Annotated in this window: 14 protein-coding genes; 13 read left to right on the top strand and 1 reads right to left on the bottom strand. The window is 59.3% G+C overall.

What is annotated here, in order from left to right:
• Window positions 1-139: 139 nt before the first annotated feature.
• The 13 genes from LI953_RS12880 to LI953_RS12940 all read left to right on the top strand — a co-directional run bounded on the left by LI953_RS12880 (window position 140) and on the right by LI953_RS12940 (window position 13,981).
• Window positions 140-1,240, top strand: a complete 1,101-nt coding sequence (locus LI953_RS12880) for a Gfo/Idh/MocA family protein (protein ID WP_227076497.1) — start codon at window positions 140-142, stop codon at window positions 1,238-1,240.
• 108 nt (window positions 1,241-1,348) lie between these two features.
• A complete protein-coding gene (locus LI953_RS12885) occupies window positions 1,349-2,248 on the top strand; it encodes an SDR family oxidoreductase (RefSeq protein WP_227076498.1) in 900 nt (299 codons plus the stop codon).
• Window positions 2,249-2,341: 93 nt separating this feature from the next.
• A complete protein-coding gene (locus LI953_RS12890) occupies window positions 2,342-3,556 on the top strand; it encodes a hypothetical protein (RefSeq protein ID WP_227076499.1) in 1,215 nt (404 codons plus the stop codon).
• Window positions 3,557-3,592: 36 nt separating this feature from the next.
• Complete coding sequence (locus tag LI953_RS12895) at window positions 3,593-4,660, top strand: phosphotransferase family protein (protein WP_227076500.1); 1,068 nt, start codon at window positions 3,593-3,595, stop codon at window positions 4,658-4,660.
• Between the two features lie 12 nt (window positions 4,661-4,672).
• Complete coding sequence (locus LI953_RS12900; protein ID WP_227076501.1) at window positions 4,673-5,182, top strand: hypothetical protein; 510 nt, start codon at window positions 4,673-4,675, stop codon at window positions 5,180-5,182.
• A 172-nt stretch (window positions 5,183-5,354) separates the two neighbouring features.
• Complete coding sequence (locus tag LI953_RS12905) at window positions 5,355-6,755, top strand: Rieske 2Fe-2S domain-containing protein (RefSeq protein WP_227076502.1); 1,401 nt, start codon at window positions 5,355-5,357, stop codon at window positions 6,753-6,755.
• 72 nt (window positions 6,756-6,827) lie between these two features.
• The gene (locus LI953_RS12910) at window positions 6,828-7,058 is read left to right on the top strand and encodes a lipoyl domain-containing protein (protein WP_227076503.1); all 231 of its coding nucleotides are present in this window, start codon (window positions 6,828-6,830) and stop codon (window positions 7,056-7,058) included.
• Window positions 7,059-7,060: 2 nt separating this feature from the next.
• On the top strand, window positions 7,061-7,816 hold the full coding sequence (locus LI953_RS12915; protein ID WP_227076504.1) for a 2-oxo acid dehydrogenase subunit E2: 756 nt from the start codon (window positions 7,061-7,063) through the stop codon (window positions 7,814-7,816).
• Window positions 7,817-7,867: 51 nt separating this feature from the next.
• Window positions 7,868-8,800, top strand: coding sequence for a 3-keto-5-aminohexanoate cleavage protein (locus LI953_RS12920; protein ID WP_227076505.1), 933 nt, complete (start codon window positions 7,868-7,870; stop codon window positions 8,798-8,800).
• Complete coding sequence (locus tag LI953_RS12925) at window positions 8,787-10,382, top strand: AMP-binding protein (RefSeq protein ID WP_227076506.1); 1,596 nt, start codon at window positions 8,787-8,789, stop codon at window positions 10,380-10,382. Before LI953_RS12920 ends, LI953_RS12925 begins: the two co-directional genes overlap by 14 nt.
• Window positions 10,379-11,470: an acyl-CoA dehydrogenase family protein gene (locus LI953_RS12930; RefSeq protein WP_227076507.1), complete on the top strand. Its 1,092-nt coding sequence runs from the start codon at window positions 10,379-10,381 to the stop codon at window positions 11,468-11,470. The genes LI953_RS12925 and LI953_RS12930 overlap by 4 nt, the downstream gene beginning before the upstream one ends.
• Window positions 11,460-12,695 (top strand): acyl-CoA dehydrogenase family protein, encoded by a 1,236-nt coding sequence (locus LI953_RS12935; RefSeq protein WP_227076508.1) that lies wholly within the window; start codon window positions 11,460-11,462, stop codon window positions 12,693-12,695. Before LI953_RS12930 ends, LI953_RS12935 begins: the two co-directional genes overlap by 11 nt.
• Window positions 12,692-13,981, top strand: coding sequence for a cytochrome P450 (locus LI953_RS12940; protein ID WP_227076509.1), 1,290 nt, complete (start codon window positions 12,692-12,694; stop codon window positions 13,979-13,981). The genes LI953_RS12935 and LI953_RS12940 overlap by 4 nt, the downstream gene beginning before the upstream one ends.
• On the opposite strand, the gene LI953_RS12945 is transcribed toward LI953_RS12940, so the two are convergent.
• Window positions 13,978-14,535 (bottom strand): helix-turn-helix domain-containing protein (locus tag LI953_RS12945; protein ID WP_227076510.1); only part of this gene is annotated, 558 nt, incomplete at its 5' end. The two genes, LI953_RS12940 and LI953_RS12945, sit on opposite strands and share 4 nt — an antisense overlap.

Genomic DNA, 14,535 nt, shown 5'->3' on the forward strand with positions numbered 1-14,535 from the left:
TGTTTAGTATATAAGCAAAATATCAGAATAACAAAATAAGCAGCGAGTGTTTGTAGTGCTAAAGAGATCTTCAGAATATGGTTGAGCCAGCCGCGTCTCATTTGATGCGGATCAAAAATCACTGGGACAGGAAATAGAAATGGCTATACAAAAAATTCGTGTTGGTATTATCGGTGTGCAGCCGGACCGCAGTTGGGCGGCGCTCGCACATATCCCCGCGTTACGGGCGATGCCGGAGCAATATGATATTACGGCGATCAGCACCACGCGCCAGGAGAGCGCGAATGCTGCGGCTACTCATTATGGCATTCCGCGGGGTTATGGGCATCATGCGCCGTTAGTGAACGCGCCGGATGTTGATCTTGTCGCGGTCACGGTCAAGGTGCCCCACCATTACGAGATTGTTAAGGCAGCGCTTGAAGCGGGTAAGATGGTTTATTGTGAATGGCCGCTTGGCAATGGGCTGCCGGAGGCGGAAGAGCTTGCCGCCTTGGCTAAGGCAAAAGATGTGCGGACCGTCGTTGGCTTGCAAGCCCAGTTTGCGCCGCCTTTGGCTTACGCCCGGGATCTCGTGGAGCAGGGCTACGTCGGAGAAGTCTTGTCCGCCAGTGTGATCGGGACGGGTATGAATTGGGGCGAGTGTGTTGACGCCCCAAATGCCTATACCGCGGATCGCAAGAACGGTGCGACAATGTTGACCATTCCGGTGTCGCATACTGTTGATGGTGTCTGTTCGATGTTGGGCGAGATCCGAGCTGTCTCCGCTCTGCTCGTCAATCGGCGTCATTCAACGATCCTCGCGGATACTGGTGAAGCATTGGCATTAACCGCCGAGGATCAGGTCGCTTTTGTCGCCACGCTCCAAGGCGGCGCGGTGCTAACGGCGCATTATCGCGGCGGCATGACCAAGGGGACCGGATTGCTGCTTGAGATTAATGGCACACGAGGGGATTTGCGCCTTACGTCTATCGGTGGCCATGCGCAGATTTTTGACATGGAGCTTTCGGGGGCCGCGGCAGGGCAGGAGGAGATGCAGAAGCTGCAGGTGCCGGCGAAGTATTATCACACGGCTTTGCACACCGGCCCTGCGGTGAACGTAGCTGAAGTCTACGCCCAGCTTGCTCGTGATGTCCGCGATGGCACATGTATTTGTCCTGATTTCCACCATGCCGTGCTACGCCACCGCATGGTGGAGGCAATTGAGCGGGCGTCTGAGACTGGTCAGAGACAAAGCCTGTAACTGCCCACCCGTATTCGTTTATCAACCGTGCGCATGCGTACGGGTATTGTGCGAACGAAAAACAATGATAAGATGTGACCACAATCATATTTAACGCGGGAGAATCACATGAGTTTGCTGAACGGCCGTGTCGCTATCGTTACTGGCGCAGGGCGTGGGCTGGGCCGGGCCCACGCGTTGATGCTTGCCAAACACGGCGCTAAAGTCGTTGTTAACGATCTAGGGTCGTCAGCAGCCGGCGTCGGTGAGGATCAAACCCCGGCGGAGGAGGTGGTCGCAACCATCAAGGCCGCCGGCGGCGATGCGGCGGTGAACACCAGCGACGTCTCGAATTGGAAGGGCGCGCAGGAAATGGTCCAACAGGCGGTGGACACATTTGGCGGCCTGGACATTCTCATCAACAACGCAGGCATTCTGCGCGACCGCATGCTTGTGAACATGAGCGAGGATGAGTGGGATATCGTTGTCAAGGTTCACCTAAAAGGCACTTTCGCGCCACTGCACCATGCTGCGAATTACTGGCGCGCGCAGAGCAAGGCCGGTAAGCCAGTCGATGCCCGCGTTATCAATACCACCTCGCATTCGGCGCTCTTCGCGAATATCGGCCAGACGAATTATGCTGCGGCAAAGGGGGGAATCGCGACCCTCACGCAAGTCGCGGCACGTGAGCTTGCCCGCATCGGTGTTACCGTTAATGCTATTGCGCCGCGTGCCAATACCCGCATGACCGAAGGGCTCCGCGAGTACACGCCGGAGCAGCTTGAACGTCGTGACCCTGAATGGATTGCCGCCTTGGTTGCCTGGCTGTGTAGCCCTGAAGCGAAGCACATTTCTGGCCGCGTCTTTGAAGCCTGGGGGTATGGCTACGAGGTCATCGAGAGCTGGCAGCACGGCCCTGGCGCCGAGGCGAGTAAGGATCCCACGGAACTTGGGTCGCGGATCAGTCAGATCGTTAAGTTTGCCCGCGCCAATGCTGGGATCGACAAGAACACCTGGCTCGACCCCTAAGCCGGAAGAGTTGCATCGGGCCGGACCGTTTGGCGGTGCCGGCCCGATCTTGAATGTTGAGCCGGTCTGTGTGCCTGAAACGGAGACACAAAAATGCAACTCACGCCCTATGATGAATTTCCGGTGCATCAGGCGCCGCATCCGTTCAGCTATATTCCGTCTACGGATTTTAACTGGGATGACGGCTATTATTTCGGCGTGTTTAGCCCTGATGACGGTATCTTCCTCGCGACCGGCGCGCGAGTGAACCCCAATTCAGACATTATCGGCGGCTACGCCCTTCTCAACATTCACGGTCAGCAGACGACTCTGCGGTTCAACCGCTGTTGGCGGCGCGATTTCAATCTGCGTATCGGGCCGTGGCGGATCGAGTTTATCGAGCCGCTAAAGGCGTTGCGCCTCGCGCTGGAGGCGAATGACAGCGGGATCAGCTTTGACATTCTTTGGGAAGGGACGTCTCCGGCCTTTCTTGAAGAGCATCACATCGCGGTCAACCGAGGCCGCCGTACGACGGACCAGACGCGTTATTCGCAGCCGGGGAAGGCCACCGGGCTTCTGACCTTTCGCGGTCAGAGCTGGAAGATCACGCCGGAGCGCTGGAGTGGCGCGCGGGACCATAGCTGGGGGCTGTACGCAGACCGGCCGCCGCTCTCGCCCGTTGCTTCCGTATTGCCGCCGCGTGAGGTGGATACTGGGCCAAAACGGGCACTACGTTTCTGGACCTGTTTTCGCACAGATCCGTTCAGCGGGTTCTTTCATCTGCATGAGGATTTCGAGGGACGGCAAGCTAATTTCAATGATGTATTCGGCACGCCGTTTGGCGGGCGTCTGTTCCGTGGCTGGGAGGAGGCAATCGAGCTGACGGGAGGCCGGCACGAGATAGAATTCGAACCCAGTACGCGCATGCTGAAACGCGCCGTGCTCCATCTGACCGATGTTAACGGCGGTGCTTGGCGCCAAGTCTTCGAGCGGGCCGCGCCACCATGGGTGGTGCAGACCATGGGTTACCATCCAGGCAGCTGGAAGGATGGCGGCACGTTCTTCACCTATCACGGCTCGGAGGAACTGGCGCTGGAGTGGGACGAATTTGATTTCTCGCGCCAGCCCGCGCCTTACACTCCCTACGTCGTGCGCGGGGAGGCCGCGGCGTCCAATTTTGGCGAAGGCAGTGCGCGTGGCCAGCTGGTGCATGGACCGGAATATCTGTGCCGCGTCACCACCTATGCGCCGGATGGCACGGTGAGTACGGGCGCCGCCCAGGTGGAGATGTTCATCAATGGCCCATACAAACCCTATGGGCTGGAATAACTGTATCCCGTGACGATCGCTCAATCAGAGGCGAGGATGAATTTCAACGCAACTTGGTTGCAAAATTATCTGTCGGATCGGCTGGGCCGCGCGGTCACGGTGCTGTCTTTGGAATCTTTCCCACGCGGCTCTTCGCGGGAAACGTGGTTTGGCGCTTATCGGCTCGGGAATTTGGCACCGCCAGTCGAGATCGTGCTGCGGGCGGACCATCCCAGTGGCGCGGTGGATCCCACGCCGCTTGAACAGGAATTCTTCATCTACGAGCGGCTGGGCGGTGCCGGGCTGCCCGTGGCTCGCGCCTTGTGGTGGGAGGATGATCCCGCCTGGGCGCCGCGTCCCTTCTATATCCGCGAAAAGATCGAGGGGAGTTGGAACATTCCCCATTATTCGGACCCGGCGCCGGAATATGATGCGTTGCGTATCGCGGTGGCCAAGGCGCATGTCGAGGCACTGGCGAAGGTCCATGCCGTTGATTGGCAGGCTTTGGGCTTTGCCGAGCGGCTGCCGGTGCCAGTGGACGCCACCCAGGCGGCCCGCAACTATGTGGACGCAGCAAAGGCTCGCTACAATGCGCGTGACGGTGAGTCGCTGCCTATTTTCCTGGAAGCCGGCGAATGGCTGGTTGACCACGCGCCCACGGCGGCGCGGGTGTGCTTGTGCAAGGGGACGAATGGGCTGGGCGAGGAGGTTTTCCGCGATGGCAAGGTCGTGGCGCTGAGCGACTGGGAGGAAGTCTCCATAGGCGATCCAGCCAGTGATTTTGCGTTCATGCAGGGATTTGCGGAACCCCGGCTGCGCGACGGAAAGCAGATATGGGGTATGGAGCAGGCGCTCGATCACTATCGCGAGGTTACGGGCGTCACCATCCAGTTGAGTTCGGTGCGCTATTACCAGGTCGTCCGTGCGCTCAACCTCGTTGTCATGGCCCGCAATTCCGCAGCCAACATCCACGCGAAAAGCGCGGTTGGCCATATCCGGCAGGCTTGGACGGGAACTGAAGTCATCCATATCGCCAAACAGGTGCTTGGCATGGCGATGGGGTTGGTCCCGCCGCTTGGGCCGGAGCGATTCGCTGAACTCAATCAGACCGTCGATACGCAATAGGGCAGGCGCATCATGATCTTACCCACAGCTGAGGACGTGCTGCAGACGATCGAGGCGACGCTGGAGACTGTCCTCCGTCCGGCGCTCTCTGGCACGGTGGAGCAGAGCGCCGCGGTAAGCATCGGCCATTTATTACGCCATGTCCGCTTGCGTTTGGCCAGGGAGGGGCAGATCCTGCTTGATAATATGTCCGCGACGCGGCCTCTGCTTGCCGAAATTGCCACCTTCTTCAGTGACATCGGAGAGATCGACGCCGCAGCGCGCATCGAGGCCGCGCTGGCGCGCCCAAGCCTGCCCGTCGGCACTTATCCCACGCTTACTGATCTCGGCGGTGCGGCCGGCCTCTTGCGTAGGGAGTTGGAGGTGGCGCTGGCACGGTTGCAGGCGTTACGCGCCACACACGGCGAGGTGCCGGAATATCTCCGGCTAAGGATTGCCATCCGAACCTGGATTGCCGGGCAATTGCAGGCTGAGGCCGAGCTCATCGAGCCTGCTTTCAGTGGCCGTGGCCCGCGCCGATAGGGCTGAATAACTTGACCGCATGCATACGGTACGTTAGATGTTTGTTTGGGTTTGAGGAAGCATATGTGAGGCTTCGCTAAGACGGAAGAAGAGGTTGTGGCCTCTGAAATATTTGCTCGATCTGCGCCACCAGCGCGGGCGGGTGCGGTAAAAAATGCAAGGAGCAAGGGGAATGGCCGTCGACTTCAAGGATATCCAGCAGGGTTACGGCACCGCTTCCGGCCCGGTGATGCAGGAGCTGCTGCAGCAAGATGCGCTGCCATTGGAACCGGCGCTGTGCGAAAAGGGTAATTTTTTTCCTGAATTCAAGAAAGTTCCGTTCAAGCGCTATTTCGACCCGGAATTCGCCAGGCTCGAGATGGAGCATATGTGGAAGACATGCTGGCAGGTTGTCGGTCGCGAAGAGGATATACCTGAGATTGGCGACCGCAAGCTTTATGAGGTCGGCGAACTTTCCTACATCATTATCCGCTCTGGCAGCGATGAGTTCCGCGCCTTGCAAAATGCCTGCATGCATCGTGGTACGCGCTTATGCAATGGCAATTCCTCCGGCAAATCGATCAAATGCCCTTTCCATGCGTGGGAGTGGAATGTTGATGGCTCGCTGAAGAACGTTCCGAGCCGCTGGGATTTTCCGGGTGTCACCGACGAAGCCTACCGCCTGCCGGAAGCGAAGATAGGGCGCTGGGGCGGCTTCCTGTTCATCAACCCGGACCCGGATGCTGGCCCGCTGGAAGACGCTCTGGGCGTTCTGCCCAAGCATTTCAGTCCGCGCGAGGCGGAGCAGCGCTATACCGTTGTTGGCATCCGCAAGAAGATGCGAGCCAATTGGAAGCAGGCGCAGGAAGCCTTCTTTGAGGCGTATCATGTGATTGAAACGCACGCGAACATCCTGAGCTATAACGGCGACACTCAAACCCGCTACGACATCTGGGACGACGGCAAATCTCAGATCAGCCGCTCGATCACGCCCTCGGCGATCCCGAGCGGCCATCTTGGTGATGACGCCTCCCGCCTGCAGGCGGCGCAGGACGCTCTGAAGACCTTTGCTTTGCCTTTCCCCGGCGTGGAGCTGCCCGAGATCAAATCCGCCGAGACTGGCCGCTCCGAGGTTGCGGCATGGCGGCGCGAGATGATGGGTAAGCTGTTGGGTGTTGATTTTTCGAAATGCTCCGACTCTTACATGCTGGATGCCAACCAGTATTTCATGTTCCCGAATTTCTGGCCCTGGTTCGGCGAGGGGTTGCCGCTGACCTACCAGTTTACACCGTATGGCTCAAACCCGAACGAGTGTATCATGGAAGCGCGCCTGACGCTGCCTGTGCCGGAGAATGGCCCGCGCCCTCCCGCGGCGGAGCTCATTGAGCTCGACTTCGATACACCATGTTCCTCGGCGCCAGCGCTTGGCATCATGGCCTCGGTGTTCGATCAGGATTTTTCCAATTTGCCGCTAGTGCAGATCGGTTTGCGCTCATGCAGGGACGACAATATTAGCGTCACGCTTGGGCGTTATCAGGAATGTCGCATCCAGGCTTTCCATGACATGTTAGATCGCAAGCTGGGACTAAAATAAGCTCGTCCAGGCCGGGGTAATTTTTGAATAGTGGAGCGGCGCTCGTCGTGTCCGCGTTAAGGGAGACAATATATGGCGACACAAATCCTGCTACCGAAGCTCGGCTTCTCGATGAACGAGGGCGTGCTGGCGGAGTGGCTGATCCCTGACGGTGGTGACGTCAAGGAGGGGCAGCCGCTCTTCGCCTTGGAGAGTGATAAATCAACCCAGGAGGTCGAGGCACCGGCATCCGGCAAGCTGCATATCATGAAACAGCCCGGTGAGACCTATGAAGTCGGCACGATCCTTGGCGAGATCGTCTGACCGTGGTCGACGTTCCAACCTATCTGGCGTCGCTAGCCCCCTTGCCGGAGGCTGATTTCTCGGAGTTCGGGGAAGTCGAAATCCAGCCGATTTCGCGCATCCAGCAACTTACCGGTGCCTTTCTTGGCAGGAACTGGGTGACGATACCGCATGTCACGCATCATGACGAGGTGGATGTAACTGATGCGGAGGCACGCCGTACGGCTTGGAACAAGGATCATCCCGAGGCCAAGCTGACGCCCGTGGTGCTGCAGGTTAAGGCACTCGCCGCCGTGCTGCCGGCATTTCCGCATTTTAACGCTTCGCTGAGCGGCGATGGCAAATCGCTGATCTTGAAAAAATACGTGAATATCGGCGTAGCTGTCGATACACCGAGAGGGCTGGTCGTGCCGGTCATCCGCAATGTTGGGCAGAATACTGTAGCCGAATTGGCGGCGCAGCTTGCCCAGATGGCGGAAAAGGCGCGGACCAAAGGGCTCTCCATGGCGGAGATGGCGGGCAGTTCCATGGCGATCTCTTCGCTCGGGCATATCGGTGGCACTGCTTTCACCCCGATCATCAACGCGCCGGACGTCGCCATACTCGGGGTGACGGCGGTGCAGTTGCGTCCGGCTCCCGCGCCGGATGGCGGGATTGTCTGGCGTAAAATGCTGCCCCTCTCGCTGAGCTACGATCATCGTGTCATTAATGGCGCTGATGCCGCCCGCTTCGTCCGGGCGATCGGGCAAAAACTTTCAGATCCAGCGTTGCTCGCCTAGCAGACGCCGCTTTCGCGCTCTATCTTTAAAAACATATGGTGGAGAAACACCGTGAAACGTTCGAACAAAGTTATCATCACCTGCGCTGTCACTGGCTCCATCCATACGCCGACCATGTCGCCGCATTTGCCGATTACACCGGATCAGATCGCGGCGGACGCGATCGCAGCGGCGGAGGCCGGAGCGGCCATGCTTCATCTGCACGCGCGCAACCCGGAAACGGGGAGGCCTGACCAGAATCCGGCTTTATTCAGGCAATTCATGCCACGGATCAAACAATCCACCGATGCGATTTTGAACATTACGACCGGCGGTGGGCTAGGCATGAGTCTGGAGGATCGCTTGGCACCGACCAAGCAACTCAAGCCGGAAGTCTGCTCCATGAACATGGGCTCGATTAACTTCAACATCTCCGGTGCCGGGGCTAAGATCAGCGAATGGAAGTTCGACTGGGAGCAGCCCTACCTGGAGATGACGAAGGATTTTATCCTTTCCAATACATTTCGGCAGATAGAGCAGGCAATGGCGGAATGCTCGGCCCAGGGAACCCGCTTTGAGTTTGAATGCTATGACATCGGGCATCTCTACAATCTTGCGCATTTCGTTGACCGCAAGCTGATCGAGCCGCCCTTCTTCATACAGGGTGTGTTTGGCATTCTTGGCGGTATCGGCCCCGACCCCGAGAACGTGATGCATATGAAGGCTACCGCCGATCGGCTGTTCGGGCAGGATTACCTGTTCTCGTTGCTCGCCGCAGGCCGACACCAGATGCGTCTGACCACGCTTTCCGCGTTGCTCGGCGGCAATGTGCGTGTCGGACTGGAAGATAGCCTTTACGCGGGCAAGGGGGAAATGGCGACCTCCAATGCCGTGCAGGTGGCGAAGATCCGCCGTATCATCGAGGAACTGAGCCTGGATATCGCCACGCCTCAGGAGGCGCGCGAGATGATGCAGACCAAGGGCGGGGATGATGTCGGCTTCTGAAAAGGCATTTGCACGTGCGGCTGGGCCAGCGCTCAACTTGGCTGGCATGGTGCTGCCGGCGGACTATCCCAACGCGCATGCCGCGCGCGTTCCCGATCGAGTCGCGCTGGTGTTCAAGAATTGGCGCTGGACCTACGGGGAGTTGGACGAAGCATGTAACGCCATGGCTGGTCTGCTGCGTTCGAGGGGAATCACGCCGGGTACTCGCGTTGCTTATATCGGTAAGAACAACGATTTGTTCTTCATCGTCCTTATCGGTATCGTCCGGGCAGGGGCGGTGCTCGTGCCTGTTAATTGGCGTAATACCGCGCCGGAAACCGCTTTCATCCTGGATGATAGTGGCGCTGATCTGATCATCGCCGACGCTGAATTCCTACCACTGCTTGCTGAGGCGGCCCAGCGGAACCGTGAGATCCTCGTCACCAACGATCCGGGGCAGGCTGGGTTACGCGCCAAATTACGTGCGACAGCGCCGCTGCCGCGCGAGGCGTTGAACCCTGTCGCACCAAGCCTGCAGTTGTATACCAGCGGCACTACGGGAAAGCCCAAGGGGGTGCTTACCAGCCAGCATGCGCTCGGCGTGCAGCGCCAGATGGAAATCGGAACCAAGGCGTTTGATGACTGGCGTGACGACGAAATTTTGCTTTCCGCGCTTCCCAGCTTTCATGTGGGCGGCATGTCCTGGGTGCTCTCGGGCTTTTGCCGTGGGCAAGGGGTGGTGATCACCGACGATCTTGCGCCGTCGCATTTGCTCGATCTTTGTCTGGAGCATGATATAACAAGAACGTTCATCGTACCCACGGTCGTAAGAGCGGTTATGGAGGAGATGACCAAGCGGGGTGTTGCCATCCCCACGCTTCGCAGCATTCATTACGGTGCCGCCTCAATGGACCCGTTGCTTCTCGAACGCTCGATCAGTCAGCTAGGGTGCCGCTTTGTGCAGTATTACGGCATGACTGAAGCAACGGGCAGCATTACCCTGCTGGATCCGCGTGATCACGACCTTGATCGGCCGCGCCTGCTGCGTTCCGTAGGCAGGCCGTTGCCCGGAGTGGTCCTCGAAATCCGCGATGCCAACGGGCAGTTGCTCAGGGTTGGTGAGCCCGGGGAAATTTGGCTGCAGACGCCAAGTCTGCTGCTAGGGTATTGGAATCGTCCTGACGCGACCGCCGAGGCGTTGCACGATGGTTGGTACCGCTCGGGCGATGGCGGCTACCTAGACGAGGATGGTTTTCTGTTTCTTACCGATCGAATCAAGGATATGATCGTCTCTGGTGGCGAAAATGTATATCCGGCGGAGGTCGAAGCAGCGCTGCGCGGACACCCGGCGGTGCTGGACTGCGCCGTTTTTGGCATGCCGCACCAAAAATGGGGCGAGGGGGTGACGGCGGCAGTGGAGTTGCGGCCTGGTCATACGGTAACGCAGGAAGAACTGATCGCGTTCACCCGCACCTGCCTGGCTGGGTACAAAATTCCACGGCGCATTGAGTTCGGCGTTACGTTGCCGCGCACGGCCTCCGGCAAGGTGCAACGCGCCGCAATCAGAAAGTATTTCATTGAAAAAACAGAGCTGTCATTATGAGTTTTGCTGAAACAGAAGCGCAGGTGATGCTGGCCGATATGACTGGCCGGTTGCTTGCGGCCGAGAACGAATTTGAGGCGCGGCGTCAGCGTCTTGCAGGATCGACGCCGCAACGCTTGGCGCTATGGCCGCAACTGGCGGAGCAGGGCATTCTCGGCGCAGCCTTTGGTGAAGAGGTTGGCGGCTTCGGCGGTACGATGCGGGATTTGGCGGTACTGATGGAAGTGATCGGTGCGCGGCTGGTGGTCGAGCCCGTGTTGGCGAACGCCATTTGCGGCCGCATCCTGGCGGCGGCCGGAGATCTAGACCAGCTTGCAGCGCTCATTGCCGGTGAGCGTATTCTTGCATTGGCGACCACTGAAGGCTTCGATCCATTCGCACTGCCAGCGACGCATGCTGTGGCCGAGGGGGAAGGTTTCCGCCTTACCGGCACAAAACAGGCTGTCCGCCACGCGGATCTTGCGCATGGTTATGTCGTTTCCGCCACGCTCAACGGCGCTGCTGCATGCTTCCTGGTGGAAGCGGGGTCTGAAGGCGTGACGTCCGAGCCGTTCCGCCTCATAGATGCCTCGTCCGCTGCGACGCTGACGTTCCAAAACACGCCCGCACGGTATCTGGGCGGTGCCGCGGTGCTGGAGGATGCGCTGCTGTGGGCCCAGCTTGGGCTTGCGGCAGAGGCCGTCGGCATCTTCGGCGCGTTGAATGCGGCGACCTTCGCCTATCTTGGCACACGAAAGCAGTTCGGCGTGCCGCTAGCCAGTTTCCAGGCGTTGCAGCACCGTGCGGCGGACATGTTTGCCGCAGCCGAGGAGGCGCGGGCACTGGCGGCGCGGGCGATTCGGGCTGTTGACCAACACAGCCCCGCGCGCTTCGCTTTTGTCAGCGCAGTCAAAGCGCTAACTGACAGTGCCGGGCACAGGATTGGCCACGAGGCGGTGCAAATGCACGGTGGCATGGGGGTTTCGGACGAGCTGAATGTCAGCCACTATATGCGCCGCCTGGCCGCCATCCGTGCGGAATTTGGCAGCGCTGATCTGCACCGCACCCGTTTCGCGACGATCAGTGAGGATACTCCCCATGTTGCTTGATGAGTCTCCTGCACTGGCCGAATTCCGCGTGGAAGTGCGGAATTTCGTGCGCACCCATCTCCCGGTTGACATTGCCACCAAGGGGCGACTTGGCTTGGAGTATGAGAAAAGCGATTTCGTGCGCTGGCAAAAGATTCTGCGCGAGAAGGGATGGTTTGCCGCGGCGTGGCCGCGGGAATTCGGTGGGGCCGGCTGGGATCTGGAGAAGCAGCTTGTTTTCCTGCAGGAAGCGGCGCTCAATGGCGCCCCGCACATCATCCCTTACGGTGTCAACATGGTTGGGCCGGTTCTTTATACCTTTGGCACCGACGCCCAGAAGGCGAAACATCTGCCTGGCATCCTGTCTAGCGATATCTGGTGGTGCCAGGGGTATTCTGAGCCGAATTCAGGGTCCGATCTTGCCTCGTTAAAAACGACCGCGGTGCGTGATGGCGACCACTACATTGTCAACGGCACCAAGATGTGGACAACCGAGGCGCATTGGGCGGATTGGATGCATTGTCTTGTGCGGACCGACAAGGAAGCTAAATCACAAAAGGGCATCTCGTTCCTGCTGATCGATATGAAGACGCCTGGCATCGAGATCCGGCCTATCGTTACCATCGATGGTCAGCACCATACCAATCAAGTGTTCCTGGATGATGTGCGTGTGCCGGTCGAAAATCTGGTTGGCGGCGAAGGCGGGGGGTGGACGATCGCCAAGTTCCTGCTCTCGAACGAGCGCGTGGCGATTGCCGATACCGGCCCAAAGTTGAAGTTGCTTTCTGAGATCAAGGAACTGTTCGTCGGCGTTGCGGCGTCGTCCGCCGTGCCGGAGAGCTGCAAGGTGTTGCTGCGTCAGAAGGTGGCGGATGCTGAAATCCAGCTGACCGCGCTCTGCGCGCTTGAGCAGGACTACGTGAAGCTTTGGGCGAGTGGCGGCTCGAAGGAAGGCCCGCAGGCTTCGGTATTGAAAATCCGCAGCACCGAGATTTTGCAATTACTCTCGGAGATCGCGCTGGAACTCGGAGGCCCGCTCGGTGCTGCGCATGATCCGAGGGATTTGCATCTGCCGACTAACGTAAGCCCAAATCCCATGCAGCGTGCGAGCCTGATGGCGCACCAATATCTCTATGGCCGCTGCTGGTCGATCTTCGGTGGCACCAACGAAATCCAGCGCGGGATCATTGCTCGATCAATCCTGCCCGTATCAAACGGGACAGGCGGAGGAGGGACCAGGATATGAGTGGCATGGTTGCAGCTGTGAATCCCCAGGATATCTTCAAGCCTGATACCCTCTCCGAGCCGCATGCTTTCCTCAAGGCGTTGCGGGAGAACGCGCCAGTCGCCAAAGTCACCGACCCGTCTGGGCGCGACATTTATCTCGTCACCAGCTACGAGCTTATCGAGGATGCCTCTCGTCGTGCTGAGGAGTTCTCGTCGCAGATGGGCCATTTGCTGATGGCTGAAGGGCACAACCCCGAGGTGTCGCGGCTGCTCGCGCAAGATCCTATCCCTCCGGCTTTGCTGCTGATCTCGGACGATCCGGCGCACAAGCGCTATCGTGCGCTGGTCAACGCGGTTTTCTCCATGGGCAGGATCGCGAATATGACGGGCATCATCGAACGTATTGTCGATGACCTCATCGACGGCTTCATCGAGCGCGGCGAGTGCGATTTTGTCAATGAGTTCGCGGTGTTACTGCCAACCTATGTCATCGCCGACATTCTTGGCCTGCCGCGCGAGAAATACGGGTTGGTGCGGCAATGGTCGGATTCGGTGATTCGAATCGTCAGCCGCATGGCGACGCCGGAACAGGAGCTAGAAGCGGCACGCGAGGTGCTGATCTTCCGCCGATATATTCTGGAAACGATCCGGACCCGCAGGGCCAAGCCTGCGGATGACCTGATTTCCTACCTCATCAGCGTGCGCATCGACGGCATGGAACCGCTGACAGACGCTGAAATCGCGCCGCTGGCCTTTGAAATCGCCGTTGCAGGCAATGAGACGACCCGCAACATGCTGATCAGCGGCATCGTCCGCCTGATCAATGACCCGGACCAGCTTGGGCAGCTCCGCGAGAATCCGGCTTTGGTAGGCAATGCCATTGAGGAATTATTGCGCTACGAGACGCCGGCCACCGCGATGTGGCGGATCGCGACATGCGACACCGAGCTCGGCGGCGTTGCCATCCCCAAAGGTGCTCAAATCATGCTGCGCTTCGACGCCGGCAACCGGGACGACAGCAAGTTCGCCGATCCTGACACGTTTGACATCCACCGCCGTAATGCCCGTCTGCATCAAGCCTTTGGCGGGGGCAATATCCATCGCTGCCTTGGGCAGATGCTGGCGCGCAAGGAGATGGGCATTGCCTTCCCAAGGCTGTTTGCACGGTTGCAGAACTTGCGCGTCATTCCGGAAGGCAGCGACACGGCCTATTGGCCGGGGCTGATGCATCGCGGCATCACGGCAGTGCGGCTCGGGTTCACCTGTGGCAACAAAATCCATGCTGACGTGCCGGGGCAGGGCTAATCCTCGTCAGGCACGGTGCCGCGCCAGCCACCCAGCGGGTGGCCGTTCCATTGCGTAAAGGCGCGGCGAAGGCTCTGATGGCTGCGGAAGCCGACCGCGTGGGCGATTTGCTTGGTGCCCAGTGTCCCCTCCCGCGCCAGGGCTTTGGCGTAGTCGTTACGGAACGCCGCCAATATGCGGGTATAGCTGGTTCCCTCTGCCTTCAGGCGGCGGTTGAGTGTTCGCGTGCTGAGCCCCAGCGCGTCGGCGGCCTCTGTCAGGGGTGGGGTTGTTCCGGGTGACATTATGAAGAGCTGACGCAGTTGCCGGGCGGTGCGGCCGTCATGCTCCTGTCCGGGCCGCCGCGCCAGGGCTTGTTCAACGAGCAGGCCGCAAAGCTCGTCATCCCGGCTCAGGATTGGTCGGTCAAGCACGGCCTCGGGCAGGATGAGGCGGTTGCGCGCCGCGCCAAAGCTGATACGCCCGGGGAGGTACCGGGCATAATCAAGCCCGGGATGCGGAGTGTGGTGGAATTCAACGATCGCGTCTGCGCAGTCGTATCCCGTGGTCTCATG

Source organism: Acidocella sp. KAb 2-4, from assembly GCF_020567705.1.
Lineage (GTDB): Bacteria > Pseudomonadota > Alphaproteobacteria > Acetobacterales > Acetobacteraceae > Acidocella.

Excerpts from the sequence above, each read along its gene's own strand:
- LI953_RS12900 (WP_227076501.1), top strand. The coding sequence starts at position 4,673 with ATGATCTTACCCACAGCTGAGGACGTGCTGCAGACGATCGAGGCGACG.
- LI953_RS12885 (WP_227076498.1), top strand. The coding sequence starts at position 1,349 with ATGAGTTTGCTGAACGGCCGTGTCGCTATCGTTACTGGCGCAGGGCGT.
- LI953_RS12895 (WP_227076500.1), top strand. The coding sequence starts at position 3,593 with ATGAATTTCAACGCAACTTGGTTGCAAAATTATCTGTCGGATCGGCTG.
- LI953_RS12930 (WP_227076507.1), top strand. The coding sequence starts at position 10,379 with ATGAGTTTTGCTGAAACAGAAGCGCAGGTGATGCTGGCCGATATGACT.
- LI953_RS12880 (WP_227076497.1), top strand. The coding sequence starts at position 140 with ATGGCTATACAAAAAATTCGTGTTGGTATTATCGGTGTGCAGCCGGAC.
- LI953_RS12910 (WP_227076503.1), top strand. The coding sequence starts at position 6,828 with ATGGCGACACAAATCCTGCTACCGAAGCTCGGCTTCTCGATGAACGAG.
- LI953_RS12940 (WP_227076509.1), top strand. The coding sequence starts at position 12,692 with ATGAGTGGCATGGTTGCAGCTGTGAATCCCCAGGATATCTTCAAGCCT.
- LI953_RS12890 (WP_227076499.1), top strand. The coding sequence starts at position 2,342 with ATGCAACTCACGCCCTATGATGAATTTCCGGTGCATCAGGCGCCGCAT.
- LI953_RS12905 (WP_227076502.1), top strand. The coding sequence starts at position 5,355 with ATGGCCGTCGACTTCAAGGATATCCAGCAGGGTTACGGCACCGCTTCC.
- LI953_RS12935 (WP_227076508.1), top strand. The coding sequence starts at position 11,460 with ATGTTGCTTGATGAGTCTCCTGCACTGGCCGAATTCCGCGTGGAAGTG.
- LI953_RS12925 (WP_227076506.1), top strand. The coding sequence starts at position 8,787 with ATGTCGGCTTCTGAAAAGGCATTTGCACGTGCGGCTGGGCCAGCGCTC.